The following is a 23570-nucleotide window of genomic DNA, read 5'->3' on the forward strand; positions in this document are numbered from 1 at the left end:
ATATCGCGCGATGATCTGGCACCGTCTCAAGCTGACCGTTGTCGCCGGGACGATCCTGATCCTGGCCGTGCTGGCTGCCGCGACGGCAGCCCTCGTGGCCCGCTGGGAAGACGCGACGCGGCACGCCGCGGACGCGGCGCTGGAGCGCTCGGCGCGTGCGGTCGAGAATGCGCTGAACCGCCAGCTGCTCCAGGTGCACGGCGCGCTCGCCAGCCTGCCGACCCTGCTCGCCGCCGCCAAGGCGTCGCCCCAGGGTCCCCTTGCCGCGGAACTGCTGCGCGGGCTCAACTTCCAGACCCTGGCGTTCCGCGATTTGATGCTGGTCGCGCCCGACGGCACCATCCTCGCCTCGGCGCGGGCGCGCGGCGGGCGCCGCACCCTTCCCGTCGCCGAACGGCCGCGCGGGCGGGAGGCCGCCGCGCTCATCGGGCCGGTCCGAAATCCGGTCACGGGGGACTGGTCGATCTACCTCATGCGCACGGTCCCCGGCTGGAACGAGGTGTTTGCCGTAGCGGAAGTTCCCGTCCCGACTCTGATGCAGCTTCTGGCGGAGACCGGGGTCGATCCCGGCGTGCGCATCCAGGTCGAGCGACCCAACGGCCAGCTCGTCGGCTCGCTCCCGCACGACGAGGTGGAGACCGGCGTGGTCCGCAGCCACGCAGTCGGCATGCGCGAGCCGGACGGAACTGCCTTCGTCGCTGCCATGCCCGGAGGTGGCGATCTGCTGGCGGTGGTGCGCGCCTCGCTCCATGGCAATCTGAGGGTGGTTCTGACGACCCCGCTCGACGGGGTGCTCGCGCCCTGGCGGCGCGACAGCGCGCGCGTGGTGGTGGCCTCGGTGATCGGCGGCCTGCTCGTTGCGGCGTTCGCTGGAGCCCTCGTTCTTGCGCTCGGGCAGCGCGAGCGGACCGAAGAGGAGCGCGCGCGGTCGGCAGCCATCCTCGCCAATGCGGTCGAGGCCATGTCGGACGGGTTCGCCATGTGGGACGAGCACGACCGCCTCGTCACCTGCAACCAGCGCTACCGCGACCTGTTCTCGCGCATCGCCCACTTCCTGACGCCGGGCGAGCGCTTCGAGGATATCCTGCGCAAGGGGATAGAAGTCGGCCAGTATCCCGAGGCGGCGGCAGACGTGGAGGCGTTCGTCGCCGAGCGCCTCCATTGGCACCGCAACGGCACCGGCGGCATCGAGCGCCTGCTGCCGGACGGCCGCTGGGTTCTGATGACCGAGCGGCTGACGGCCGACGGCGGCATCGTCGGCATCCGCACCGACGTGACGGAGCTGAAGACGGCGCTCGCCGACCTGGCGCAGGCCAATGCGAGGGCCACCGAAGCGGCGGCGGAGGCGCGGCGCCAGAACATCGCGCTCAGGGAGCGCGAAAGTCGCATCCGCTTTTTGGCGCACCATGACGACCTCACGGGCCTGCCCAACCGGGTCCTGTTCCGCGAGCGGGTCGCGGACGCCCTGGACAGCGCGTTCGATCAGGGCGGCCAGCTGGCGCTGCTTTATCTCGACCTCGACCGATTCAAGGACGTGAACGACACGCTCGGCCATCCGGTGGGCGACGCGCTGCTGCGCGCGGCGGCCGAGCGGCTCATCGCCTGCGTCGCCTCTCCGCAATTGGTGGCCCGGCTCAGCGGCGACGAGTTCGCGGTCATCAGCCTTGCCCCGCGACAGCCGGAGGCGGCGGAGGAATTGAGCCGCCGCATCATCGAGGTGCTGGCAGAGCCCTATGCCGTTCTTGGTCACGCCATTTCCATCAGCGTGAGCGTCGGCATCTCGGTCGCACCCGGGGCCGGCGCGGACGCCGACACGCTGCTGAAGCACGCCGACCTCGCCCTCTACCAGGCGAAGGCGCGCGGTCGCGGAACCCATTGTGTCTTCGAGGCGGCGATGGATGTCCACCTGCGCGCCCGGCTGGAGATGGAGCTGGACCTCAGCCAGGCGCTGGCCAAGGGGCAACTGGAGCTCGCCTACCAGCCGATCTTCGCGGTGGCATCCGGCCGGCTCTGCGGCTTCGAGGCCCTGCTGCGCTGGAACCATCCCCGCCGCGGGCTGATCGATCCCGCCGCCTTCGTGCCGCTCGCGGAGGAATCGCGCGCCATCGTCGAGATCGGCGCCTGGGCCATGCGGCGCGCCATGGCCGACGCGGCGGGATTTCCCGAGCATCTGCGGTTCGCCATCAACCTTTCGCCGATCCAGATCGGCGTCGGCGACATCGTCGCGACCGTGCGCGACGCGCTGGCCGACACCGGCGTGGCGCCGGGACGGATCGAGCTCGAGATCACGGAGACCGCGCTGTTCGCCCAAGACCAGCCCAATTTCGAGATCCTCCACGGCCTGAGACAGGCAGGGGTGCGGATCGTGCTGGACGATTTCGGAACCGGCTATTCCAGCCTCGCGCGCCTGCGCCTGCTGCCGCTCGACAAGATCAAGATCGACCGGTCCTTCGTCCACGACGCCGGGTCGCAATCCTCCAGCGAGGCGATCATCGAGGCCATCGCCGCGCTGGCCGCCCGGCTGGGCATGGCCACCACCGCCGAGGGCATCGAGACGCAGGGGCAGTGGGAGATGGTGCGCCGGGCGCGCTGCACCGAAGCCCAGGGCTTCCTGCTCGGCAGGCCGTGCTCCGCCCGCGAGGCCGCGGCGCTCGCGGCGGCCGCCGCGGCCCCGCCGGCCTTCACGGGCTGCACGCCTGCAGGATTGCCCGCCCCGGGGTCCTGAACGCTCCCTCGGCGCGGTCGGGCGATGCCGAGAAATGCTCCGCTGGACGGAGAAAGACGCGCGCCAATCGTCGTGTTTCGTCGCAGCAACCCGCTTTTGGCACACTCTGCGACAAACCCGTGCCGCCTGGGCAAAGGTCTGCGACATGTGATGCCTAGCTTCCCCTGGGTCCGCTGCGGCGGACGTTTCCGCATACGGCCAGGAGAAGCACATGGCGCGATTGACCATCAACGGCCAGGTCCGCACCGTCGAGGTGGACCCCGATACGCCGCTCCTGTGGGTGATCCGCGAGCAGGTCGGCCTCACCGGCACCAAGTTCGGCTGCGGCATCGCCCAGTGCGGCGCTTGCACCGTGCATGTGGACGGCGTCGCCACGCGCTCCTGCGTGCTGCCGGTCGGCGCGGTGGAGGAGAGCCAGAAGATCGTCACCATCGAGGGGCTGTCGCCGGATTCCAGCCACCCCCTGCAGAAGGCGTGGCTCGCGCTCGACGTGCCCCAGTGCGGCTATTGCCAGAGCGGCATGATCATGGCTGCGGCGGCGCTGCTGGAGCAGACGCCGTCGCCCACCGACGCCGACATCAGCGCCGAGATCACCAACATCTGTCGATGCGGCACCTACAACCGCGTGCGCGCGGCCATCAAGCAGGCCGCTGGCGAGACGCAGGCCGGCTGAGGAGGCGACCCATGACCGCACACGCTGATATCCCGCGCTCCCGCCTCTCCCGCCGCGCCTTCGTGGTCGGCAGCGCCGCCGCGGTGGGCGGCTTCTCCCTCGGCTTCCACGTGCCGCTCGGCGCGGCGCGCGCCCAGGCCGCTCCGGCCGCCGCGCCGGAGGTGAACGCCTGGGTGGTGATCCGCCCGGACGAGACGGTGGTGATCCGCATCGCCCGCTCGGAGATGGGCCAGGGCACGCTGACCGGGCTCGCGCAGCTCGTGGCCGAGGAACTGGGCTGCGACTGGTCCAAGGTGACGACGGAATATCCCAGCCCGGGCGCCAACCTCGCCCGCAACCGGGTGTGGGGCTCCTATTCCACCGGCGGCAGCCGCGGCATCCGCGATTCCCACCAATATGTCCGCGAGGGGGGCGCCGCGGCCCGCACCATGCTGATCGCCGCCGCCGCGCAGGCGTGGGGCGTCCCCCCCGGCGAATGCCGGGCCGAGAAGAGCGTCATCTCCCACGCGCCCTCCGGCCGCACCACCACCTACGGCAAGGTGGCGGACGCCGCCGCGCGGATGCCGCCGCCGTCCGCCGTCGTGCTGAAGGAGCCGAAGGACTGGACCATCATCGGCAAGCCTTTGGCGCGCCTCGACACGGCGGACAAGCTGAATGGCCGGCAGGTGTACGGTGCCGACCTCTCTTTTCCCGGCATGCTGAACGCGGCGGTGAAGGCCTGCCCGGTCTTCGGCGGCCGGCTCGTGGCCTATGATGCGGCCAAGGTGCGCTCCATGCCCGGCGTGCGCCACGTGGTGCGGGTGGACGACACCGCGGTGGCGGTGGTGGCCGATACCTGGTGGCAGGCCAAGACCGCGCTCGACGCTTTGCCGATCACCTGGGACGAGGGGCCGAACCGTGCCCTCTCCAGCGCCGACATCGCCGCTTTGCTGAAGGCCGGCCTCGACGCGCCGGAGGCGTTCGTGGGCAACCGCCAGGGCGACGCGAAGGCGGCGCTGGCGGGAGCGGCGCGCGTCGTCACCGCCGACTATGCCGTGCCCTACCAGAACCACGCCACCATGGAGCCGATGAACGCCACCGCGCTGGTCACGGCGGAGCGCTGCGAGGTGTGGGTGCCCACCCAGAACGGGGAATCGAGCCTCGCCGTGGCGGCCGAGGCCTCCGGCCTGCCGGTGCAGCGGTGCGAGATCCACAAGCTGCATCTCGGCGGCGGCTTCGGGCGGCGCGGCAACTTCCAGGACTATGCCCGCCAGTCGGTGCTCATCGCCAAGCAGATGCCCGGCGTGCCGGTGAAGCTGCTGTGGAGCCGGGAAGAGGACATGCTCCACGGCGCCTACCATCCCATCACCCAGGCGCGCATGACCGGGGGGCTCGACGCGCAGGGCAATCTGGTCGCGCTCCACATGCGGATTTCCGGCCAGTCCATCCTCGCCGCCGTCCGGCCGGAGGGCATGCAGGGCGGTATGGACCCGGTGGTGTTCCAGGGTCTCACCGCCACGAACCCCGAGGGCCATCTCGGCTATGCGGTGCCCAACTTGCTGGTCGACCACGCCATGCGCAATCCGCCCGTGCCGCCTGGCTTCTGGCGGGGCGTGAACCTCAACCAGAACGCGATCTACGTGGAATGCTTCATGGACGAACTGGCGCATGCGGCCGGCGTCGATCCACTCGCCTTCCGCCGCCGGCTGATGGCCGACCGCCCGAAGCACCGCGCGGTGCTGGAGGCGGTGGCCGCGCGCATCGGCTGGGACACCAAGCCGGCCGAAGGCGTCCACCGCGGGCTTGCCCACATCATGGGCTTCGGCAGCTATGTGGCGGCCGCCGCCGAGGTTTCGGTGGCCGCGGACGGAACGCTGACGATCCACCGCATCGTCGCCGCCACCGACCCCGGCCACGTGGTCAACCCGGCCCAGGTGGAGCGCCAGGTGGAGGGCTCGTTCGTCTACGGCCTCTCCGCCTGCCTCTACGGCGAATGCACCGTGAAGGACGGGCGCATGGAGCAGGAGAATTTCGACACCTACGAGGTCATGCGCATGGGCGCCATGCCGGCGGTGGAGACCATCATCCTGCCGTCCGGCGGCTTCTGGGGCGGGGTGGGCGAGCCGACCATCGCGGTCGCCGCGCCCGCGGTGCTCAACGCCATCTTCGCCGCCACCGGCAAGCGCATCCGCGACCTGCCGCTGAAGCACCATTCCCTCGCATGAGCGGGGGACGCGGCGGGCGGGCATTGGGGGTGGCAGGCGCCGTGGTCCTCGGCGTGATCGGCCTCGCCGCACCCGCGCCCGCCGCCGCGCCGCCGCCCGGCGCTCTCGCCTGCGGCGGCTGCCATCCCCCCGCGCCGCAGGGCGCGGTGCCGAGCCTTCGCGGGCGGAGCGCCGATACCATCGTGGCGGACATGCGCGCGTTCCGCGACGGCGCCCGGCCCGCGACCGTCATGGACCGCATCGCCAAGGGATTTTCCGATGACGAGACCCGCGCCATCGCGGACTGGCTCGCCGCGGCCCAGCCGTAGGGCGGTGCTCGCCGGCCTCGGTGCCGCCGCTCTTGCGCCGGCGGCCCTCGCCGCCCCGGCGGTTCGCGCGGCGGCGCCGGCCCGGGTGGTGGTGGTGGGCGGCGGGTTCGCCGGCGCGAGCTGCGCCCGTGCGCTGGCCGGGGCCGGCGGCATCGCCGTCACCCTGGTCGAGCCGTCGGCCGATTACGTCGCCTGCCCGTTCTCCAATGCCGTGATCGCTGGGCTTCGGGACCTGCGGCGCCAGACCTTCGAGGTCGCCGCCTTGGCACGGGTGCCCGGCCTCGCCCACGCCCCCCGCGCCGCCGTGGCGGTGGACGCGGACGCCCGACGGGTGCGCCTCGACGACGGCACGCAGCTCGCCTACGACCGCCTGGTGCTGGCGCCCGGCATCGAGGTGCGCCTCGACGCCATCGCCGGCTACGACGCCGCAGCGGCCGAGGCCATGCCCCACGCCTGGAAGGCGGGGTCCCAGACGCTGGCGCTGCGGCGGCAGCTCGCGGCCATGCCGGATGGCGGCGTGGTCGTCATCGCCGCGCCGCCCAATCCCTTCCGCTGCCCGCCCGGGCCCTATGAGCGGGCGAGCCTGATCGCCCACTTCCTGAAGACGCACAAGCCGCGCGCCAAGGTCCTCATCCTCGACGCCAAGGACGCCTTCTCCAAGCAGCGGCTGTTCGAGGAAGCGTGGGCCGCGCGCTATCCCGGCATGATCGAATGGGTCTCGCTCTCCTTCGGCGGCCGGGTGATCGAGGTGGATGCCGCCGCGCGCACGCTGGTGACGGAGTTCGGCCGGCACCGCGCGGACGTGGCCAACGTCATCCCGCCCCAGCGCGCCGGCCCGATCGCGGCGGCGGCGGGCGTGGCGGATGCGAGCGGCTGGTGCCCGGTCGATCCCGTGACCTTCGAATCGCGGCTGGTGCCGGAAATCCATGTGATCGGCGACGCGGCGATCGGCGGGGCCATGCCCAAGTCGGCCTTCACCGCCAACGGCCAGGCGCTGGTTTGCGCCGCCGCCGTGGCCGACCTCCTGGCCGGACGCGCGTCCGCCGAGCCGAAGCTCGTCAACACCTGCTACAGCCTCGTGGCGCCGGACGCGGCGATCTCCATCGCCGGCGTCTACCGCCCGCGCGACGGCCTGCTCGCGGAGGTGGCGGGCGCGGGCGGCACCAGCCCCCTCGGGGCGCCCGAGGCCGTGCGGGCGGCCGAGGCGGCCTATGCTGCGGCCTGGTTCGAGACCCTGACCCGGAGGGTCTACGCATGAGGATGACCCTCGCCGCAGCGCTGCTCGCCGTCCTCGCCGCCGAGGCGGCGGCACAGACCGGCGCGCCGGCGCCCGCGCTGCGCTATGCGGTGCTCGGCGACACCATCGCCGCTTCCCTCACCGGTCAGCCGGGCGACGCCGCGCGCGGTGCCGCGCTGATGGGCGAGCGGAGCCGCAGCCTGTGCGCGCTGTGCCATGCCGGCCCGTTCGCCGCGCCGCATTTCGCCGGCGACATCGGCCCATCCCTGGACGGGGTAGGGGCGCGCCTTTCCGCCGCGCAGATCCGCCTGCGCGTGGTGGACATGCGCGCCCTCAACCCCAACTCGCCGATGCCGTCCTTCCACCAGGTCCCGGACGCGCCGCGGGTCGCCGCCGCCTGGCGCGACCGGCCCGTCCTCACCGCTGCCGAGGTGGAGGACATCGTCGCCTATCTCTCCAGCCTGGGAGGCTGAGCCGTGCCGCACCGCCCCATCTCCGAACGGCGCCCCATGCCCTCAGGCGTGCCGTCGTCCCTGCCGCGCCGCGGGGTTCTCGCCCTCGGGGCCGCGAGCCTCCTCGTCCTGTCGCGTCCCCGCGCGGCGCTGGCGCGCCCGAGCCTTGAGGCGGCGCTGGCCGCCTTCACCGGCGGCGCGCCGGTGCACGATGGGCGGGTGCGCCTCGACATCCCCCCGCTGGTGGAGAACGGCAACGCGGTCGGCGTCACGGTGAGCGTCGACAGCCCCATGGCCGCCAGCGACCACGTCACCCGCATCGCCCTGTTCAACGAGAAGAACCCGCAGGCCGAGGTGGCGGTGTTCCATCTCGGGCCGCGGGCCGGACAGGCGCGGGTGGCGACGCGCATCCGCCTCGCCACCTCGCAGACGGTGCTGGCGGTGGCGCAGATGAGCGACGGCACCTTCTGGGCGAGCCGCGCCAGCGTGATCGTGACGCTCGCCGCCTGTATCGAGGACCTGACATGACCCGCACCCTGGTGAACGTGCCGAAGACCGCGCGGCGCGGCGACGTGGTGGAGATCCGCGCCATGATCGCCCACCCCATGGAGACCGGCTACCGCAATGGCCCGGACGGGGCGGCGATCCCGCGCCGCATCATCCACCGCTTCACCTGCACCTATGGGGGCGAGGAGGTGTTCGCGGCCGATTTCCATCCCGCGGTCGGGGCCAATCCCTATGTCGCCTTCTCCACCGTGGCGATCGAGAGCAGCACGCTGACCTTCACCTGGATCGAGGACGGCGGGGCGGTCCATGCGGCCACGGCCGAGATTGCGGTGGACTGAGGTGGTGCGCGCCCGCGCCGTGGTCCTGGCTCTGGCGCTGGCGGCGCCGGCCGCCGCCGAGCCCGTGCCGATCACGCCGGCCGAGCGGCGGTCGGGCATCACCTTCGCGGGGCCGCAGACGCAAGGGCTGCAGGCGGACGACACCGCCAATCCCGGCATGCTGTTCGTGCTGGACGGCGCGCAGCTCTGGCAGGCGCCTGCGGGCAGCGCGCAACGCGCCTGCGCGGACTGCCATGGCGCGGCGGAACACAGCATGCGGGGCGTCGCCGCACGCTATCCTGCGTTCGACGCCGCATCGGGCGCCGCGCTCGATTTGTCCGGCCGCATCAATGCCTGCCGCACCCGCCACCAGGACGCGCCGCAGCTCGCCTCCGAGGAGCCCGGCCTGCTCGCCCTTGCGGCCTTCGTCGGCTTCCAGTCGCGCGGCCTGCCGCTTGCGCCGCCGCAGGATCCGCCCATGGCAGCGGTGCGGAAAGAGGGGCGGCGCCTCTACGAGACCCGCATGGGCCAGCTCCGGCTGTCCTGTGCCGAATGCCACGATGCGCTGTGGGCGAACCGGCTGGGCAGCAGCCCCATCACCCAGGGGCAGGCCGGCGCCTATCCCATCTACCGCCTGGAATGGCAGGGCCTCGGCTCGCTCCAGCGGCGGATGCGCGCCTGCATGAGCGGAGTGCGGGCGGAGCCGTTCGCACCCGGCGCGCCCGAGTTCATCGCCCTGGAGGCCTATCTTGCCGAGCGCGGCGCCGGGCTGCCGGTGGAGACGCCGGGCGTGCGCCCCTGAGCCGCGCGCAAATACCCGGCCGCTCCCGCCCCGGAAGGGGGGAGCGGCCGGGCGTCCGGCGCGACTTCGGGCGGAGGGGGCGGCTCCGGCCCGAGGGCGCGCCGAAGCGGCGTCAGCCGTTGCCGAGGCCGCGATCACCCTGCAGCAGGAACAGGCGATCCGCCTCCGAGATGCTCGAGGCGGGATTGCGCTGCCGGTCGATCTGCTCGCCCGGGAAGGCGGGGGCCTGGGTGGTGGGGGTCACGACCGGTGCATAGGCCCGGTGGGTCTGCTGCTGCTTGGAAGAGGTATCCTGGGCGAAGGCGCTCGGGGCGAAGGCGGTCGTGGAAAGAAGAGCGGCCGAAATCGCAGCAATGACAGTATAACGCATGTGATCTATCCTTTTATTCATCAGTCGATGACCGGGTCAGACTTCATCCCGGCCGGCGATGACGAGGAAGATAGGGACGTCCTGTCGCAAAACTATCGCCCGAAACCCCCATAAATGTTGGCAAATGTCGCGGCAGGCCGGTTTCCGAACAGCTTGATACGAAATCGCCGCGCCGGGCCTGCGCGAATCCCCGCCGGGTCGCGGCCGTCTTCGCGGCGCCGCCGCGCCGCCCGAGCCATGGCACCGCTGGCGCTGCGGGGCGCCGGACCTCGCGAAATCGTGGCCGACTGTCGCTCCGGAAGCCGCGGAGATATTCTGATACACTTTTTCGGCTGGGGTGGGCCGGGGTCTTCGCTATGGTCCGCGCTGGAGCGCAACGCATGGACACTTCACCCCACATCGCCGTTGTCGACGACCACCGCGACATCCGCGACTTGGTCGGCAAGTACCTGACGCAGCACGGCTACCGCATCAGCCTGGCAGACAGCGCCGCGGCGCTGCGCCGCCTCATGGAGAAGAGCGCGCCGGACCTCGTGGTGCTGGACGTGATGATGCCCGGCGAAGACGGCCTCTCTTTGTGCCGCTACCTGCGCAGCACCACCGAGCTGCCGGTGATCCTGTTGACCGCCATGACCGAGGAGACTGACCGCATCGTCGGTCTGGAGGTCGGCGCGGACGACTATCTCGGCAAGCCGTTCAACCCGCGCGAGCTGCTCGCCCGCATCAAGGCGGTGCTGCGGCGGGTCAACAGCCTGCCGCCGCAGAAGGGGCGCCTCGCTGCGAAGACGTTGCGCTTCCACCGCTGGACGCTGGACGCCGGGCGGCGCGAGCTGACCGCGGAGGACGGCGTGGCGGTGCCGCTGAGCACTGCGGAGTTCCGCCTGCTCTGCGCCTTCCTGGATCATCCCGGCATCGTGCTCTCGCGCGACCAGCTTCTCGACCTCACGGTGGGCCGCAGCGCGGAGCCGTTCGACCGCAGCATCGACAACCAGGTCAGCCGCCTGCGCAAGAAAGTGGAGGCCGACCCCAAGACGCCGAGCCTCATCAAGACCCATTGGGGCGGCGGCTACAGCCTCGAGGCGGAGGTCGAACGCGCATGACCCGCCTGTGGAGCGGCAGCCTCGCCGCGCGCTTCATCGCCTTCACGCTGCTCTCGCTGGTGCTGTCGCAGGCGGCGGTGTTCCTCATCTCCTGGGACGAGCACGGCCAGGTGATGCGCAAGGCCTCCAAGGGCGAGATGCTGAGCCGCTGCGCCTCCCTCGTGCGGGTGCTGGAGGCGACGCCACCGGACCTGCAGGACGACATCCTCGCCGCCAGCAACACCACGAGTTCGCGCTATTGGGTCTCGTCCGAGGGGCCGGCCGATCCCGCCGCCTGGCGCAAGGAGGCCTGGGAGCACCTGGTCCGCCCGCTGCCGCGCGTGGTGTTCCCCGGCTACGGGCCGATGGCGGAGCCGCGCATCGATCCGCCGGCGCAGCCGGCCGCGACCGGCTCGCCGGACTGGCTCACCGTGCGCCCCGAGGCCTGGCCGCTCGATCGTCCGGCCAAGTTCCAATACCTCGACGGCGGCACCGGAATGGGCCTTGCCGTGCGGATGGAGAACGGCACTTGGCTCAATTCCGCCTTCGCCAAGCCGGCCGGGGAGGGGTTCTGGAACGCCCAGTCGCTCACCTCGCTCGGCCTGACGGCGCTGCTGCTGACGGGGATCGCCGTGTTTGCCGCGCGCGGCATCACCCAGCCGCTGCGGCGCCTGGCGCGGGCGGCGGAGGCGTTCGGGCGGGGCCAGCCGGTGGAGCCTTTGCCGGAGACCGGGCCCGACGACGTGCGGCGCACCGCCCAGGCCTTCAACCGGATGCAGGAACGCCTGGTGCGGTTCGTGGACGACCGCACGCGCATGCTGGCCGCGATCGGCCACGATCTGCGCACGCCGCTGACCTCCCTGCGCCTGCGCGCCGAGTTCGTCGCCGACGACGAGCTGCGGGACAAGATGCTGTCCACCATCGCCGAGATCCAGTCCATGACCGAGGCGACCCTCGCCTTCATGCGCGAGGAGGGCACCGCCGAGGCGACCCGCACTGTCGACCTCACAGCGCTGGTGGAGAGCCTGTGCGAGGACCTCGCGGAGCTTGGCCACGCCGTGGCCTTCACCGAGGCGCCGAAGATCGGCTACCGCTGCCGGCCGGCGGCGCTGCGCCGGGCCTGCCGCAACCTGGTCGAGAACGCGGCCCGCTACGGCGAATGCGCCCGGGTGCGGATCGAGGCCGGCGCGCAGAACGTGGACATCGTGGTCGAGGACGACGGACCGGGCATTCCGGAGACGTTCCGCGAACAGGTGTTCGCGCCGTTCTACCGGCTGGAGAATTCCCGCAACCGGGAGACCGGCGGCGTCGGTCTCGGCCTCGCCATCGCCCGCACCATCGCCCGGCACCATGGCGGCGACGTCATCCTCACCAACCTTGCCCGCGGCCTGTCGGTGCGGCTCACCCTTCCGGCCTCGGAAGCCGCCGCCTCGATCTGCGCGGCGGCGGACCAGGACCCCGCGCCGCCCCCGCTGGTGCTCGCGCCGGCGCCGGGGCGCTAGGCCGGAGCGGCGGCGGGCTGGCCAAGATCCCGCCCAGAAACGCAAAAGCCCCGCGATGGGCGGGGCTAAGCCATTGAAAAGAATGGCGCTCCCAAGGGGACTCGAACCCCTGTTTTCGCCGTGAGAGGGCGACGTCCTAGACCGCTAGACGATGGGAGCATCTGGCGGAAGGCGGCCTTCATAGCGGCGATTGGGGGGGAGTTCAAGCCTTCCCTGGCGCTGGTCCACCGTCATTGCGGTGGATTGGTCCCGGAAGGCGGAAAACCTGCGGCGGAGGGGCGAGGCGGGACGCAGGGAGCGGTGCGCCGGACCTGGTCCCGCGCAAAAAGTCCTCGCCAGTGGTGCCGCCTGGTCTCGCCAGTCCCGTCTGGTCCCTCCTGGTCCCGGCCGGTCCTGGCGCAGTCCGGCCCGGTCCCGCCGAATCCCCTTCCAGGCCGCCCCGCGCCGTCTCCCGCCACCCGCTCCCGCCACCCGCTCCCGCCGCCCGCTCCCGCCGCCCGCTCACGCCGCCGTGGGGCGGTGGCCGAAGATGGCGCTGCCGACGCGCACATGGGTCGCGCCCTGCAGGATGGCGGCCTCGAAGTCGGCGCTCATGCCCATGGAGAGGCCGGCGAGGGCGTTGCGGGCCGCGATCTCGGCCAGCAGCGCGAAGTGCGGCGCCGCCACCGCATCGGCGGGCGGGATGCACATCAGGCCGGTGATCGCGAGCCCGAATTCATTGCGGCACTGGGCGATGAAGGCATCCGCCGCCTCCGGCAGCACGCCGGCCTTCTGCGGCTCGGCGCCGGTGTTCACCTGCACGAACAGCTCGGGGCGCCGCCCCAGGCGGTCCATCTCGGCCGCCAGAGCGGCGGCGATCTTGGGCCGGTCCACGGTGTGGATGGCGTCGAACAGCGCCACCGCGTCGCGCGCCTTGTTGGATTGCAGCGGGCCGATGAGGTGCAGCCGCGCGTCCGGGCAGGTCTCGCGCAGCTGCGGCCATTTGGCCTGCGCCTCCTGCACCCGGTTTTCGCCGAACGTGCGCTGGCCGGCGGCGATGACCGGCACGATGTCGGCCGCCGGGAAGGTTTTGGAAACCGCCACCAGACAAATCTTGGCCGGATCACGCCCGGCGAGGCGGCAGGCATCGGCGATCTCGCGCCGCACCGCTGCAAGACGTTCCGCGCTCGCCGCAGTGCCCTGCGCGACAGCGTCGTTACCAGGGTCCGTCATCGCATTCCTCCGCTGCCAAAGGGCGGTGATGGACCGATCTCCCCATTGGATCAATAAGAGGTTAGTAAGGAATCGGCGGGCGAAGACGAAGCTGGCAGAGGAGGGCGGTCCGGTCGATGGGTGGGGGCACGCAGGGTCTCGCGACGGTGATGGACGGGCGCCGCACCAGCATTCGGCTGCGCATCCTCGCCTTGATCTGCCTTGCCGCCGTGCCGCTCTCGGCCGAGCGCATCCTGTCGCTGCTGACCGACCGCCACAACCAGATCGCCGCCGCCGAGGACAAGGTCCGCGATCTCGCCCACCGCGCCGCTTTGGCGCAGCAGGAAGGCCTCGCCTCGGCCAAGGCGGTGCTCGACGTGGTCTCGCGCCAGAGCGCGGCCCTGCTGGAGAACCCTGCCTCCTGCAACCGGCAGCTCGCGCTCCTCGCCCAGGAGATCATCGGCATCGCCGGGCTCGATATCATCCTGCCGGACGGACGCGTGGCGTGCGCCAGCGCGCCGGCGGCCGTGGGTACCGTGATCCAGGACCAGCGCTGGTTGACGGCCGCGCTGGGCTCAGTCGACATGGTGATGAGCGAACTGACCGTGTCCCGCCTGACCGGCCGCGACGCCCTCTTCCTCGCGCGGGCCGAGCGCGATTCGACCGGCGAGCCGGTGGCGGTCGGGGTGGTGAGCATCGACCTGCAATGGTTCTCCCGCATCGCCGCCCGCACCGCTCTCGGGTCCGGAACCGTGGTGGACGTGATCGGCAATGACGGGGCGGTGATCTCGCGCTATCCGATCGGCGCCGAAATCGTCGGACGACGCTTCCCCAGCCACCCGCTGACGCGCTCGGTGGCGGATATCGACGAGGGGGTGGTGCGCGTTGCCGGCTATGACGGGCGCGACCGCATCTTCGCCTTCATGCGCTTCGAGGGCACCAACGTGCATGTGGCGGTCGGGGTCGATGCCGAGCGCATCGTCGCGCCGATCGATCAGAAGATCCTGGCCACCGCCATCGCCCATTTGGTGGCGCTGGCCTGCTTTCTCGCGCTTGCCTGGTTCGCGGCCGAACGGCTCATCATCGCACCGATCGAACGGCTCACCAGCGCGGTAAAGGCGGTGGGGCAGGAGGAGGCGGAGACCGTCGCCGACGTGGGGGTCGCCGAGTTCGAGCCGCTGGTGCAGGCGGTCGACCAGATGGCGCGGCGCCTGTCGGAGCGCAACCGCGAACTGCGCGGACTGAATGACCGGCTCACGGCGCTGGCGCGCACGGACGGCCTCACCGATCTTCCGAACCGCCGCACCTTCGACGTCCAGTTTTCCCAGGACTGGGTGGCGGCGCGCGACCATGGCAGCCCGCTCACGTTGGTGATGGCGGACGTGGACAGCTTCAAGGCGTTCAACGACACCTACGGGCACCTGGCGGGCGACGACGCGCTGCGGGCGGTGGCGCGCACCTTCGCGGCCGTGGCCACCGGCTCGGGCTACTTCATCGCCCGCTATGGCGGCGAGGAGTTCGTGGTGCTGCTGCCGGGCGCGGAGGTGGAGGAAGGCATCGCCTTCGCCGAGCAGGCGCGGGCCCAGGTCGAGGCGCTGGGCATCGAGAACCGGCAGGCGGCGAACCGAAGGCTGACCATCAGCCTCGGCGTCGCCAGCGTGCTGCCCAATGGCGGCGGTCCCGACGCGCTGGTGGCGAGCGCCGATGCGGCGCTCTACGAGGCCAAGTGGCGCGGGCGGAACTGCGTCGTCGCCGCCGGCGGCTGAGCCGTCCGGCTCCGGCCGCGCGAGGTCACAGGCGCTGCGCGGACCTCAATTCCGTGCCCGCCGCCGCGATGCGCGCCAGAGCCGGTGCGAGCGGCTCGCGCGCCACCGCCATGTGGAAGGCATTCGCGTGGATCAGGCTGTCGGGCGCCTCCACCAGCGCCACATGGCCGGGCCAGAACAGGAGGTCGCCGCGCCGGAACGGGCCGTCCGTCGCCACCGGTGCGCCCAGCGCGCGCTCCTGCATGTCGCTGTCGCGCGGGGCGGCGATGCCGCAGGCATTGAGCGCGGTCTGCACCAGGCCCGAGCAGTCCAGCCCGAGGCTGGAGCGCCCGCCCCACAGATAGGGCGTGCCGAGGAAGCGCGCCGCCACCTCGACCGGGTCCACCTCGTGATGGTCGAGCGGCGCGAGGTGGCCGGCGAACACGAAGCCGCCGGCGGTGGCGAGGAACCGGTCGCGCGCGCCGGTCGCGCAAACCTGGGCGCCGAAGGGCAAGGCGCCGAGCGGCGGCAGCTTGATGTCCGGGCCGGGGAAGAGGAAGGTGCGCAGCGCGCGCACGGCGTGGGTGGGCGCCCCGCCCAGCGGCGCCAGCGCCTCGGCCGGCAGGTAGCCCACATAGCCGTCGGCCAGGAGCTGCACCCAGGCCCAGCCTTCGGCATCCTCCTCCAGCACCCGCACGCTCTCGCCGAACAGCGCCTCGGTGTCGAGCGGGGCATCGCCGGCCGGATGCCGGCGCAGCGGCGCCACCGGCACGCCGACGCGCTTCAACTCGCCCGCCACGTAGCGCGGCGCGGCCACGCGGTCGCGCAGGCCGTCCCAGGCGAGGTCGGGGCGCGCCGGGGTGACGCGCGGATCGAGGCCGGCGCTCATCGCGCCGCGCCGTAGCGCTCGGCGATCAGCGCGTCGAGGGCGCGGATGGTCTGCGCCTCGCCGCCCTCGGGCCGGCCGGGGCGGGTCGAGGCGTTCCAGGCGAACAGGTCGAGGTGCAGCCAGGAGCCGGCGGGGGCGGCGAACTTCTCCAGGAACAAGGCGGCGGTGATGGCGCCGGCGAGCCCGCCGGAGGAGACGTTGTTGGTGTCGGCGATCTTCGAATCGAGCATCGACGCATATGGCTGCCACAGCGGCAGGCGCCACAGCGGGTCGGCCTCCGCCTTCGCGTGGCGCGCGAGGTCGGCGGCGAGCGCGTCGTCGGCGGTGAAGGCGGCGGGAAGCTGCGGGCCGAGCGCCACCCGCGCGGCGCCGGTGAGGGTGGCGAAGTCGATCAGGAGGTCCGGCTCCTCCTCGCAGGCGAGCGTCAGCGCGTCGGCCAGCACCAGGCGGCCTTCCGCATCGGTGTTGCCCACCTCCACCGAGAGGCCCTTGCGGCTCGCGAGCACGTCGCCGGGCCGGAAGGCGCTCGCCGAGATGGAATTCTCCACTGCCGGGATCAGCACCTTCAGCCGCACCCGGGCGCCGCGCGCCAGCAGGAGATGGGCAAGGCCGAGCGCCGAGGCCGCCCCGCCCATGTCCTTCTTCATCAGCAGCATGGCCGAGGAGGGCTTGATGTCGAGGCCGCCGGTGTCGAAGGCGACGCCCTTGCCCACCAGCGTGACCTTGGGCAGGCTTTGGTCGCCGGCGGTGATCTCGATCAGCCGCGGCGCGGAGGCGGAGGCGCGGCCCACCGCATGGATCAGCGGGAAGTTCTGCGCCAGCAGGTCCTCGCCGCGGATCACCCGCACCGCTGCGCCGTGCTCGGCGGCGAGCGCGCGGGCGGCATCCTCGATCTCGGCCGGGCCGAGGTCGTTGGTGGGGGTGTTGATGAGGTCGCGCACCAGCGCCACGGCGGCGAGGGTGCGCGCGAGATCGTCGGCGTCGATGCCGGCCGGGACGGCGAGGCGCACATTGCGCTCCGGCGTCTTGCGGTAGCGCGCGAAGCGGTAGGCGCCGAGCGCGAAGCCCAGCGCGGCGAGCCGCGGATTGTCCAGCGCGCCTTCGAGCCGGTAGGTGCCGGCGGGCAGGATCGCGGGCAACGCGCCGGGCGCGAACGGGTCGCCGCCCTCGGCAAGGCCGAACAGAACGCCGGCCAGCATTCCGTCGGCACCTGGCACCAGGAGGTGCTTGCCGGCGGCGCCCTCGAAGCCGGCGCTCTCGGCGAAGCGCCGTCCCGGCTCGGGCAGATCGGCCTGGGGCAGGCTCTTCCGGGTGACGCACCAGATGGGCCGGCTCTCGGCCGGCGCGCTCACGATCACTTCACGCATGTGGTTGCTCCTCGCCTTGCGAGGTAGCATGCCGGCGCGCGGTTGGAGAAGCGCTTCAGGCGCCGAGCATCAGGCTGGAATAGGGATGCAGCAGCAGTCCCGCGCCGGCGAGCGCCACCGCATAGGGCAGGCTCGCCTCCACCGGCGCGGCCGCCGGGCCGCCCGCCGCCCGGCGCTGCAGCCTGACCGCGAGGGCGAGGGAGAGGCCGCCGCCGATCAGCCCGGCGAAGAGCGCGAACAAGGGGAGCTGCACCGGATCGAGCCACAGCATGAGGGCGCCGGCGAGCTTGACGTCGCCGGCCCCGACGAGGCCCTGCGAGAACAGCGAGAAGCCGAGCGCCGTCACCGCCCCCGCCACCAGCAGGCGCAGCGAGAGGTCCGGCAGCGGCGCGACCAGCGCCATGGCGGCGAAGCCGAGCAGCAGCGCCGCCACCAGCAGGTTGGGAATGACGCGCCGGGCGATGTCGGTGCCGATCACGGCGCACAGCACCGTGGGATAGAGGCCGACGAGGATGAGTTCCTGGAGCGCCGGGGCCGTCACGCGCCGCGTCCTACTGGCCGGCGATGGCGGCGGTCGCCTTGAGCCGGGAGAAGGTGGTCGCCACCTGCGCCAGCACGGTGACGATGGCGATGGAGAGGCCGGCGGCGATGAGCCCGTATTCCAGGGCGGTCGAGCCGTCTTCCTCCCGAATGAAGCGGGCAATAAGGAGCTTCATCGCGTCCGATCCGGTTGTCCTGCACGCGACGGAAGCGCCGCGACACGGCAACGCTAGGGGGCGGCCGTTGCGGGGAAGTAAAGCGGCGTCATTTCGATACCGTCGGCGGCGGGGCCTCTGCGGTAAGGGTTAACGGTCCGTCTTGCGCCCGCCGCGGAACCCGGCGCGCCGGCGCGCATTGATGCGCACGCCGCCGGGGGACTATACCGGCCCCTGGATGGACGCTCCCGCCGCTCGGCCGGGGCGAGGCGCAGGCGCGCCGGCAGCGGAGGCGGGTTGATGGGGTCGGAGACCACGGCGCGGGTATCGGAGCTCTATGCGCAGAAGCTGGCGGCGGGCGAGATCTCCCCCGATCCGGCGCAGGCCGAGGTGGTGGCCGCCTTCGCCCGGCTGGAGCTGGAGCTGCGCCAGCGCGCCATGGCGCAGAAGTCCTCCGCGCTCGGCTGGCTGTTCCATCGCCGCGCCCCGGTGCCGCCGAAGGGGCTCTACGTCTACGGCAAGGTCGGCCGCGGCAAGACCATGGTCATGGACCTGTTCTTCGCGGCGCTGCCGGCCAAGGGCAAGAGGCGCGCCCATTTCCACGAATTCATGGGCGACGTGCACGAGCGCATCTTCCGCGAGCGCGAGGCGCAGAAGAAGGGCGAGCGCAAGACCGCCGACCCCATCGCCCCGGTGGCCGCCCAGCTCGCCGACGAGGCGAAGGTGCTGTGCTTCGACGAGTTCCACGTCACCGACATCGCCGACGCCATGATCCTCGGCCGGCTGTTCGAGAAGCTGTTCGCCGACGGCGTGGTGGTGGTGGCGACCTCCAACGTCGCCCCGGACGACCTCTATGCGGGCGGGCTCAACCGGGCGCTGTTTTTGCCCTTCATCGCCGAGATCAAGCAGCGCATGGAGGTGCTGAGCCTCGATTCGCGCACCGACTACCGCATGGAGAAGCTGGAGGGCGTCTCCACCTGGCACACCCCGCTCGGACCGGAAGCGGACGCGGCGGTCAACGCCGCCTGGAAGCGGCTCGCGGGGCCGGCCGGCGGGGTGCCGAGCGAGATCGTTCTGAAGGGCCGCCACCTCGCCATCCCCGCCATGGCCAACGGCGCGGCGCGCTTCTCGTTCGCCAACCTGTGCGAGGCGCCGCTCGGCCCGAACCCGGACTATCTCGCCTTGGCGCGCATGTTCCACACCGTGGTGCTGGAGCACGTCCCGATCCTCGGGCCGGACCAGCGCAACGAGGCCAAGCGCTTCATCTCGCTGATCGACACGCTCTACGACGCCAATGTGAAGCTCGTCGCCTCGGCCGCCGCCGAGCCCGAGGGCCTCTATCTCGGCACCGACGGGGCGGAGGCGTTCGAGTTCGCCCGCACGGTCTCGCGCCTGCACGAGATGCGCTCCGACGAATACCTGGCGAAGCCCCACGGCCGGGGCGATTCGACCGCCTCCGGCAACACCACGGGCCTTGTCGAAACGTAAGGTGCCGCACGGCTTTTCGCCCCAATCCAGTCTTTGATCGCGGGCGCCATTGGTGTCAGGATCGATCAACGCTCTGGGGGGACGAAGACATGCTTGGCAGGAGAGTGAGGGCCCTGATTGTGTCGGCAGCGCTTGCGTCGCTGCTCGTCGGCTCTGCCGCAGGCGGCGCCGTGGCGGCGACCGTCGTCGCCCTGGGCGCGAGCCAGACCTATGGGAAGGGCGTCGCGCGCGGCGCGGATTTTCCCTCCCAGCTCCAGGCCATGCTGCGCGCCCAAGGCTATTCGGTCCGCTTGGCCAATGCCGGCGTGAACGGCGACACCACCACGGGCATGCGCGCGCGCCTGCCCGGCGCGCTGACCTCCGACACGGTGCTCGTCATCCTCCAGCCCGGCGGCAACGACCGGCTGAAGGGCGTCTCCGAAGCCGAGACCGCCGCCAACATCGCCGCCATCAAGGCGACCCTCGCCGCCCGTAACATCCCGGTGGTGATGGTGCCCAACCAGATGTTCGCCGGTCTCCCGCGCCAGGCGGATGGCCAGCATTTGACGGCGGATGGCTATCGCGCGCTCGCCGCCCAGCTGGTGTCGCAGGTGGCGGCCTATCTCAAGAAGTAGTGGCACCGAACGCTTGCGCCGCCGCGCGAAAGGCCGCCGCCGGGTCATCCGCCCGCATAACGCCGCCCATGAGGGCGAGCCCCGCCGCCCCGGCGCTCCGGCAACTGCCGGCCTCGGCGGCGCCGACCCCGCCGAGCGCCAGCACCGGCACGCGGCAGGCCCGCGCGAACGCGGCGAGGCCCTCCACCCCCAGCGCCGGGCCGTAGCCGGGCTTCGAGGCGGTGAGGAACACCGGGCTCGCGGTGACATAGTCGAGCGCGGCCGGATCGGCCCGCGCCGCCTCCCCGAGCGTGTGGAGCGAGAGGCCCACCAGCGCGCGCGGCCCGAGCAGCGCGCGCGCCGCCGCCGGATCGCCGCCGCCCGCAAGGTGAACCCCGTCCGCCCCCGCCGCCTGGGCAAGGGCCGCCGGCCCGTGCAGCGTCGCCCGCGCGCCGAACGGCCGGGCGGCCGCGGCGATGCGGGCGAACAGCGCGATCTGTTCCGCCTCCGGCAGGTCCTTCTCGCGCAGGCTGATCCAGCGGCAGCCGCCGGCGCAGGCCTCCGCCACCACATCCGCGAGGCCGCGCTTCGCCTGCGACCGGTCGGTGATGAGCAGCACCGGCGGGGCGGCGAGCATCCCCCGCCTCAGCTGCCGACGAGGCCGAATTCGGGGCTCGACGCTTCGGCGTGCAATTTCTTGGGGATGCGGCCCGACAGCCGGGCAAGCCGCCCGCCCTCCACCGCGTGGCGGAAGGCCAAGGCCATGCGCACCGGATCGTGGGCCTTGGAGACAGCCGTGTTGAGCAGCACCGCCGCGCAGCCCAGCTCCATGGCGAGCGCGGCGTCGGAGGCGGTGCCCAGCCCCGCGTCCAGCACCACCGGCACCGGCGAGCGCGCACAGATCAGTTCGATCATGTGCGGGTTGGCGATGCCGAGCCCGGTGCCGATCATGGAGCCAAGCGGCATCACGGTGGCGGCGCCAAGGTCCGCGAGCTTCTGGCAGGTGACCGGATCGTCGTTGCAATAGGGCAGCACCACGAAGCCGCGGTTCACCAGCTCCTCGGTGGCCTTCAGCAGCTCTTCCACGTTGGGATAGAGCAGCTCCCGGTCGCCGATCACCTCCAGCTTCACCCAGTCGGTCTCCAGCGCCTCGCGCGCCAGCTCGGCGGTGAGCACCGCGTCCTTGGCGGTCTGGCAGCCGGCGGTGTTGGGCAATATGTGCACGCGGCCGGAGAGCAGGTCGGTCAGGCTCTCCTCGTAGCCCTTGAGGCTGATGCGGCGGATGGAGGCGGTGGCCATTTCCGAGCCGGAGGCCTCCAGCGCATCCAGGAACACCTTCTGGTTCGGATAGCCCGCGGTGCCGAGGAACAGGCGCGAGGCGAAGCTGCGCCCGGCGATGACGAGAGGATCGTTGAACGCGGTCATGGCTGTTCTCGTTTGTTTTCCGGCGAAGCGCCCCCTCCCCGGGGCGGGGGATCAGCCCCCCTGCTTCGCCTCGATGATTTCCACCTGGTCGCCGGCCGCAAGGGGCGTGTCGCCCCAGGCGCGACGCGGCACAACGGCGCCGTTGAGCGCCACCGCGATGCCCTTGCGGGCGTCCTCCACGCCCTTCTCGCGCAGCAGCTCGGCGACGGTGGCGACCTGGTGCCGCTCCGGCGCGCCGTTGACGGTGAGGGCGAGCGTCATGGCGAGCGTCATGGCGCTCACTCCGCCGCCGCGCGCGGCGCGAAGCGGGCAGCGGTGAAGGGCGCCGCCACCGCGTCCATACGGCCGTCGAGAATCTGCCCGACGATGGCCTCGGTGGTCACCGGCAGCAGCAGGATGCCGTTGCGGTGGTGGCCGGTGGCGTAGATCAGCCCCTCTACTTCCGCGCTCGGGCCGAGGATGGGCGCGTCGTCGCGGCTGCCGGGGCGGAAGCCCACCCACTGCTCGATGATCGGCAGTTCCTCCAGCGCCGGCAGCGCGCGCCAGGCATTGGTGAGCAGCGCCAGCAGGCCGCCGGCGGTGAGGGTGGTGTCGAAGCCCTTCTCCTCCGTGGTGGCGCCGATGATGAGGCGCCCGTCGCGGCGCGGCACCAGATAGGCGCCGGGCGCCCACAGAACGTGATTGAGCAGGGGCGCCGCCGGGTCCATCTGCAGCGCCAGCATCTGGCCCTTGATGGGGCGCACAGGCAGGGGGGCCGCGGGGTCGATGCCGATGCCGCGGCTCCAGGCGCCGGCGGCGAGCACCGCCACGTCCGCCGCATGCAACGTGCCGCCCGCCACCACGCCGGTGACGCGGCCCGCGGCGGTCTCGATGCGCTCCACCGGGCGGCCTTCGTGCAGCCGCGCGCCGGCCGCCTGCGCCGCCGCCTCCAGCGCCGCGGCGACCTTGCGGTTGTCCACCTGGTGGTCTTCCGGGGTGAGGATGGCGCCAGCCACCTTGGTGGCGAGATAGGGCTCGCGACGGCGCACCTCGGCGCCGCCGAGCCACTCCACCGGCAGGCCGAGCGACGTCTGGAGCGCGTGCAGGTGCCGCAGCCGGCCGAGATCGTCGGCGGTCAGCGCGATGGAGAGCGTGCCCTCGGTGCGCAGGTCGACCGGGATGCCGGCTGCCTGCTCCAGGTCGGCCGCGAAGCCGGGCCAGAGCGCCTGGCTCGCCCGGTTGAGCGCGAGGAGCACATCCTCGCCCGGCTCCGCCTCGGCGCAGGCGGCGAGCATGCCGGCGGCGGCATGGCTCGCGCCGCCGCCGGCGGCGCCGGCCTCGAACACGTCCACCGGGCAGCCGGCCTTGGCGAGCCGCCAGGCGATGGCGAGGCCGATGACACCGCCGCCGACGATGGCGACGCGCGGCCGCGAGCCGCTCGTGCGCGCGGGGCTTTCAGGCGAAGCGGATACAGGTGAAGACGAAGCGAAGGTCGATAAGCTCGCGCTCATCGGCATCTCCCTACGCTGGTATGATCCAGACAGGTTCGATGGGTATGATCTCAGCCGTGCACATGCACGGCACCCCAGGCCGTTCCGGTATTATCCATACCCGGCCCTCGCGCGCAAGGCCCTGAGCCGGCTTTGGCCGCGGGAATGGATCATCGCGTCGCCGGCCTGCTCTTGCCGCCGTCATCCCCCGGCTTGTCCGGGGGATCCACCCAGCGGCTCGCCCCGCGCTTCGTTTTCCGGGCGCCACGCAGGCGGCCCGGTGGATGCCCCGGACAAGCCGGGGCATGACGGCGGTTGGGGGGGCCAGAGCGTGGTCATCTCCATTCCCCCCCGTCACGCCTCCGGCTTGTTTCACCACCGTCATCCCCCGGCTTGTCCGGGGGATCCACCCAACGGCTCGCCCCGCGCTTCGTTTTCCTGGCGCCGCGCCGGCGGCCCGGTGGATGCCCCGGACAAGCCGTGGCATGACGGCTGTTAGGGGGGCCAGAGCGTGGTCATCTCCATTCCCCCC

24 protein-coding genes, 1 tRNA gene and 1 riboswitch are annotated in these 23570 nt (G+C 72.2%); of the genes, 14 read left to right on the forward strand and 11 right to left on the reverse strand.

The window, feature by feature from the left end:
- The first annotated feature begins 10 nt into the window (after positions 1-10).
- The 9 genes from D9R14_RS19910 to soxA all read left to right on the forward strand — a co-directional run bounded on the left by D9R14_RS19910 (position 11) and on the right by soxA (position 9225).
- Complete coding sequence (locus tag D9R14_RS19910) at positions 11-2725, forward strand: bifunctional diguanylate cyclase/phosphodiesterase (RefSeq protein WP_121625104.1); 2715 nt, start codon at positions 11-13, stop codon at positions 2723-2725.
- Between the two features lie 211 nt (positions 2726-2936).
- Positions 2937-3398 carry a (2Fe-2S)-binding protein gene (locus D9R14_RS19915; protein ID WP_121625105.1) on the forward strand — a complete coding sequence of 154 codons (462 nt, stop codon included), beginning with the start codon at positions 2937-2939 and terminating at the stop codon, positions 3396-3398.
- Between the two features lie 11 nt (positions 3399-3409).
- Positions 3410-5602, forward strand: coding sequence for a xanthine dehydrogenase family protein molybdopterin-binding subunit (locus D9R14_RS19920; RefSeq protein WP_121625106.1), 2193 nt, complete (start codon positions 3410-3412; stop codon positions 5600-5602).
- Positions 5599-5910 (forward strand): c-type cytochrome, encoded by a 312-nt coding sequence (locus D9R14_RS19925; RefSeq protein WP_245420908.1) that lies wholly within the window; start codon positions 5599-5601, stop codon positions 5908-5910. The genes D9R14_RS19920 and D9R14_RS19925 overlap by 4 nt, the downstream gene beginning before the upstream one ends.
- Positions 5861-7168 carry an NAD(P)/FAD-dependent oxidoreductase gene (locus tag D9R14_RS19930; RefSeq protein WP_121625108.1) on the forward strand — a complete coding sequence of 436 codons (1308 nt, stop codon included), beginning with the start codon at positions 5861-5863 and terminating at the stop codon, positions 7166-7168. The genes D9R14_RS19925 and D9R14_RS19930 overlap by 50 nt, the downstream gene beginning before the upstream one ends.
- Positions 7165-7620: a sulfur oxidation c-type cytochrome SoxX gene (soxX, locus tag D9R14_RS19935; protein WP_121625109.1), complete on the forward strand. Its 456-nt coding sequence runs from the start codon at positions 7165-7167 to the stop codon at positions 7618-7620. Before D9R14_RS19930 ends, soxX begins: the two co-directional genes overlap by 4 nt.
- Positions 7621-7656: 36 nt before the next feature.
- Complete coding sequence (locus D9R14_RS19940) at positions 7657-8127, forward strand: SoxY-related AACIE arm protein (RefSeq protein WP_184759552.1); 471 nt, start codon at positions 7657-7659, stop codon at positions 8125-8127.
- Positions 8124-8444: a thiosulfate oxidation carrier complex protein SoxZ gene (soxZ, locus tag D9R14_RS19945; RefSeq protein WP_121625110.1), complete on the forward strand. Its 321-nt coding sequence runs from the start codon at positions 8124-8126 to the stop codon at positions 8442-8444. Before D9R14_RS19940 ends, soxZ begins: the two co-directional genes overlap by 4 nt.
- Positions 8431-9225, forward strand: a complete 795-nt coding sequence (gene soxA, locus D9R14_RS19950; RefSeq protein WP_245420910.1) for a sulfur oxidation c-type cytochrome SoxA — start codon at positions 8431-8433, stop codon at positions 9223-9225. Before soxZ ends, soxA begins: the two co-directional genes overlap by 14 nt.
- A 112-nt stretch (positions 9226-9337) precedes the next feature.
- Here the strand turns inward: soxA and D9R14_RS19955 are convergent, their stop codons facing one another.
- A complete protein-coding gene (locus D9R14_RS19955; protein ID WP_121625112.1) occupies positions 9338-9595 on the reverse strand; it encodes a hypothetical protein in 258 nt (85 codons plus the stop codon).
- Between the two features lie 380 nt (positions 9596-9975).
- On the opposite strand from D9R14_RS19955, the gene D9R14_RS19960 reads away from it, so the two are divergent.
- Positions 9976-10695, forward strand: coding sequence for a response regulator (locus D9R14_RS19960; RefSeq protein ID WP_121625113.1), 720 nt, complete (start codon positions 9976-9978; stop codon positions 10693-10695).
- On the forward strand, positions 10692-12176 hold the full coding sequence (locus D9R14_RS19965; RefSeq protein WP_121625114.1) for an ATP-binding protein: 1485 nt from the start codon (positions 10692-10694) through the stop codon (positions 12174-12176). Before D9R14_RS19960 ends, D9R14_RS19965 begins: the two co-directional genes overlap by 4 nt.
- An 83-nt stretch (positions 12177-12259) precedes the next feature.
- Here the strand turns inward: D9R14_RS19965 and D9R14_RS19970 are convergent.
- Both D9R14_RS19970 and D9R14_RS19975 read right to left on the reverse strand, forming a co-directional pair.
- Positions 12260-12335, reverse strand: a tRNA-Glu gene (locus D9R14_RS19970).
- 342 nt (positions 12336-12677) lie between these two features.
- Positions 12678-13388, reverse strand: coding sequence for a YggS family pyridoxal phosphate-dependent enzyme (locus D9R14_RS19975; protein WP_121625115.1), 711 nt, complete (start codon positions 13386-13388; stop codon positions 12678-12680).
- A gap of 116 nt (positions 13389-13504) precedes the next feature.
- On the opposite strand from D9R14_RS19975, the gene D9R14_RS19980 reads away from it, so the two are divergent.
- Positions 13505-15133, forward strand: a complete 1629-nt coding sequence (locus tag D9R14_RS19980) for a sensor domain-containing diguanylate cyclase (protein ID WP_121625116.1) — start codon at positions 13505-13507, stop codon at positions 15131-15133.
- A gap of 25 nt (positions 15134-15158) precedes the next feature.
- Here D9R14_RS19980 and D9R14_RS19985 read toward each other — a convergent pair whose 3' ends face one another.
- From D9R14_RS19985 to D9R14_RS20000, 4 genes are read right to left on the reverse strand one after another with little or no spacing between them, the layout of a single operon-like run.
- Positions 15159-16001 (reverse strand): C40 family peptidase, encoded by an 843-nt coding sequence (locus D9R14_RS19985; RefSeq protein WP_121625117.1) that lies wholly within the window; start codon positions 15999-16001, stop codon positions 15159-15161.
- Positions 15998-17368 carry a leucyl aminopeptidase family protein gene (locus D9R14_RS19990; RefSeq protein WP_121625118.1) on the reverse strand — a complete coding sequence of 457 codons (1371 nt, stop codon included), beginning with the start codon at positions 17366-17368 and terminating at the stop codon, positions 15998-16000. Before D9R14_RS19990 ends, D9R14_RS19985 begins: the two co-directional genes overlap by 4 nt.
- A 55-nt stretch (positions 17369-17423) precedes the next feature.
- Positions 17424-17909 (reverse strand): A24 family peptidase, encoded by a 486-nt coding sequence (locus D9R14_RS19995; RefSeq protein WP_121625119.1) that lies wholly within the window; start codon positions 17907-17909, stop codon positions 17424-17426.
- A gap of 10 nt (positions 17910-17919) precedes the next feature.
- Positions 17920-18084 carry a Flp family type IVb pilin gene (locus D9R14_RS20000; protein WP_121625120.1) on the reverse strand — a complete coding sequence of 55 codons (165 nt, stop codon included), beginning with the start codon at positions 18082-18084 and terminating at the stop codon, positions 17920-17922.
- A gap of 279 nt (positions 18085-18363) precedes the next feature.
- Between D9R14_RS20000 and zapE the strand changes: the two genes are divergently transcribed.
- On the forward strand, positions 18364-19551 hold the full coding sequence (gene zapE, locus D9R14_RS20005; RefSeq protein ID WP_121625121.1) for a cell division protein ZapE: 1188 nt from the start codon (positions 18364-18366) through the stop codon (positions 19549-19551).
- A gap of 119 nt (positions 19552-19670) precedes the next feature.
- On the forward strand, positions 19671-20165 hold the full coding sequence (locus D9R14_RS20010) for a GDSL-type esterase/lipase family protein (protein WP_245420911.1): 495 nt from the start codon (positions 19671-19673) through the stop codon (positions 20163-20165).
- Here the strand turns inward: D9R14_RS20010 and D9R14_RS20015 are convergent.
- The 4 genes from D9R14_RS20015 to thiO all read right to left on the reverse strand — a co-directional run bounded on the left by D9R14_RS20015 (position 20155) and on the right by thiO (position 23059).
- On the reverse strand, positions 20155-20781 hold the full coding sequence (locus D9R14_RS20015) for a thiamine phosphate synthase (RefSeq protein ID WP_121625123.1): 627 nt from the start codon (positions 20779-20781) through the stop codon (positions 20155-20157). The genes D9R14_RS20010 and D9R14_RS20015 overlap by 11 nt on opposite strands.
- A gap of 8 nt (positions 20782-20789) precedes the next feature.
- Positions 20790-21569, reverse strand: coding sequence for a thiazole synthase (locus D9R14_RS20020; protein ID WP_121625124.1), 780 nt, complete (start codon positions 21567-21569; stop codon positions 20790-20792).
- A 51-nt stretch (positions 21570-21620) separates the two neighbouring features.
- Complete coding sequence (gene thiS, locus D9R14_RS20025; RefSeq protein ID WP_245420912.1) at positions 21621-21842, reverse strand: sulfur carrier protein ThiS; 222 nt, start codon at positions 21840-21842, stop codon at positions 21621-21623.
- A gap of 5 nt (positions 21843-21847) precedes the next feature.
- Positions 21848-23059 (reverse strand): glycine oxidase ThiO, encoded by a 1212-nt coding sequence (thiO, locus tag D9R14_RS20030; RefSeq protein WP_121625132.1) that lies wholly within the window; start codon positions 23057-23059, stop codon positions 21848-21850.
- A riboswitch (TPP riboswitch) is annotated at positions 23048-23146 on the reverse strand. (Overlaps the previous gene by 12 nt.)
- Positions 23147-23570 lie beyond the last annotated feature (424 nt).

It is taken from the genome of Xanthobacter tagetidis, from assembly GCF_003667445.1.
Taxonomy (GTDB): Bacteria; Pseudomonadota; Alphaproteobacteria; order Rhizobiales; family Xanthobacteraceae; genus Xanthobacter; species Xanthobacter tagetidis.

Coding starts and splice junctions, on each gene's coding strand:
- D9R14_RS20000 (WP_121625120.1), bottom strand. CDS start 18,084: ATGAAGCTCCTTATTGCCCGCTTCATTCGGGAGGAAGACGGCTCGACC.
- thiO (WP_121625132.1), bottom strand. CDS start 23,059: ATGAGCGCGAGCTTATCGACCTTCGCTTCGTCTTCACCTGTATCCGCT.
- D9R14_RS19930 (WP_121625108.1), top strand. CDS start 5,861: ATGACGAGACCCGCGCCATCGCGGACTGGCTCGCCGCGGCCCAGCCGT.
- D9R14_RS19915 (WP_121625105.1), top strand. CDS start 2,937: ATGGCGCGATTGACCATCAACGGCCAGGTCCGCACCGTCGAGGTGGAC.
- D9R14_RS19925 (WP_245420908.1), top strand. CDS start 5,599: ATGAGCGGGGGACGCGGCGGGCGGGCATTGGGGGTGGCAGGCGCCGTG.
- D9R14_RS19980 (WP_121625116.1), top strand. CDS start 13,505: ATGGGTGGGGGCACGCAGGGTCTCGCGACGGTGATGGACGGGCGCCGC.
- D9R14_RS19990 (WP_121625118.1), bottom strand. CDS start 17,368: ATGCGTGAAGTGATCGTGAGCGCGCCGGCCGAGAGCCGGCCCATCTGG.
- D9R14_RS19960 (WP_121625113.1), top strand. CDS start 9,976: ATGGACACTTCACCCCACATCGCCGTTGTCGACGACCACCGCGACATC.
- soxZ (WP_121625110.1), top strand. CDS start 8,124: ATGACCCGCACCCTGGTGAACGTGCCGAAGACCGCGCGGCGCGGCGAC.
- D9R14_RS19940 (WP_184759552.1), top strand. CDS start 7,657: ATGCCCTCAGGCGTGCCGTCGTCCCTGCCGCGCCGCGGGGTTCTCGCC.
- D9R14_RS19985 (WP_121625117.1), bottom strand. CDS start 16,001: ATGAGCGCCGGCCTCGATCCGCGCGTCACCCCGGCGCGCCCCGACCTC.
- soxX (WP_121625109.1), top strand. CDS start 7,165: ATGAGGATGACCCTCGCCGCAGCGCTGCTCGCCGTCCTCGCCGCCGAG.
- thiS (WP_245420912.1), bottom strand. CDS start 21,842: ATGACGCTCGCCATGACGCTCGCCCTCACCGTCAACGGCGCGCCGGAG.
- D9R14_RS20015 (WP_121625123.1), bottom strand. CDS start 20,781: ATGCTCGCCGCCCCGCCGGTGCTGCTCATCACCGACCGGTCGCAGGCG.
- D9R14_RS19965 (WP_121625114.1), top strand. CDS start 10,692: ATGACCCGCCTGTGGAGCGGCAGCCTCGCCGCGCGCTTCATCGCCTTC.
- D9R14_RS19920 (WP_121625106.1), top strand. CDS start 3,410: ATGACCGCACACGCTGATATCCCGCGCTCCCGCCTCTCCCGCCGCGCC.
- D9R14_RS20020 (WP_121625124.1), bottom strand. CDS start 21,569: ATGACCGCGTTCAACGATCCTCTCGTCATCGCCGGGCGCAGCTTCGCC.
- zapE (WP_121625121.1), top strand. CDS start 18,364: ATGGGGTCGGAGACCACGGCGCGGGTATCGGAGCTCTATGCGCAGAAG.
- D9R14_RS19910 (WP_121625104.1), top strand. CDS start 11: ATGATCTGGCACCGTCTCAAGCTGACCGTTGTCGCCGGGACGATCCTG.
- D9R14_RS19975 (WP_121625115.1), bottom strand. CDS start 13,388: ATGACGGACCCTGGTAACGACGCTGTCGCGCAGGGCACTGCGGCGAGC.
- D9R14_RS19955 (WP_121625112.1), bottom strand. CDS start 9,595: ATGCGTTATACTGTCATTGCTGCGATTTCGGCCGCTCTTCTTTCCACG.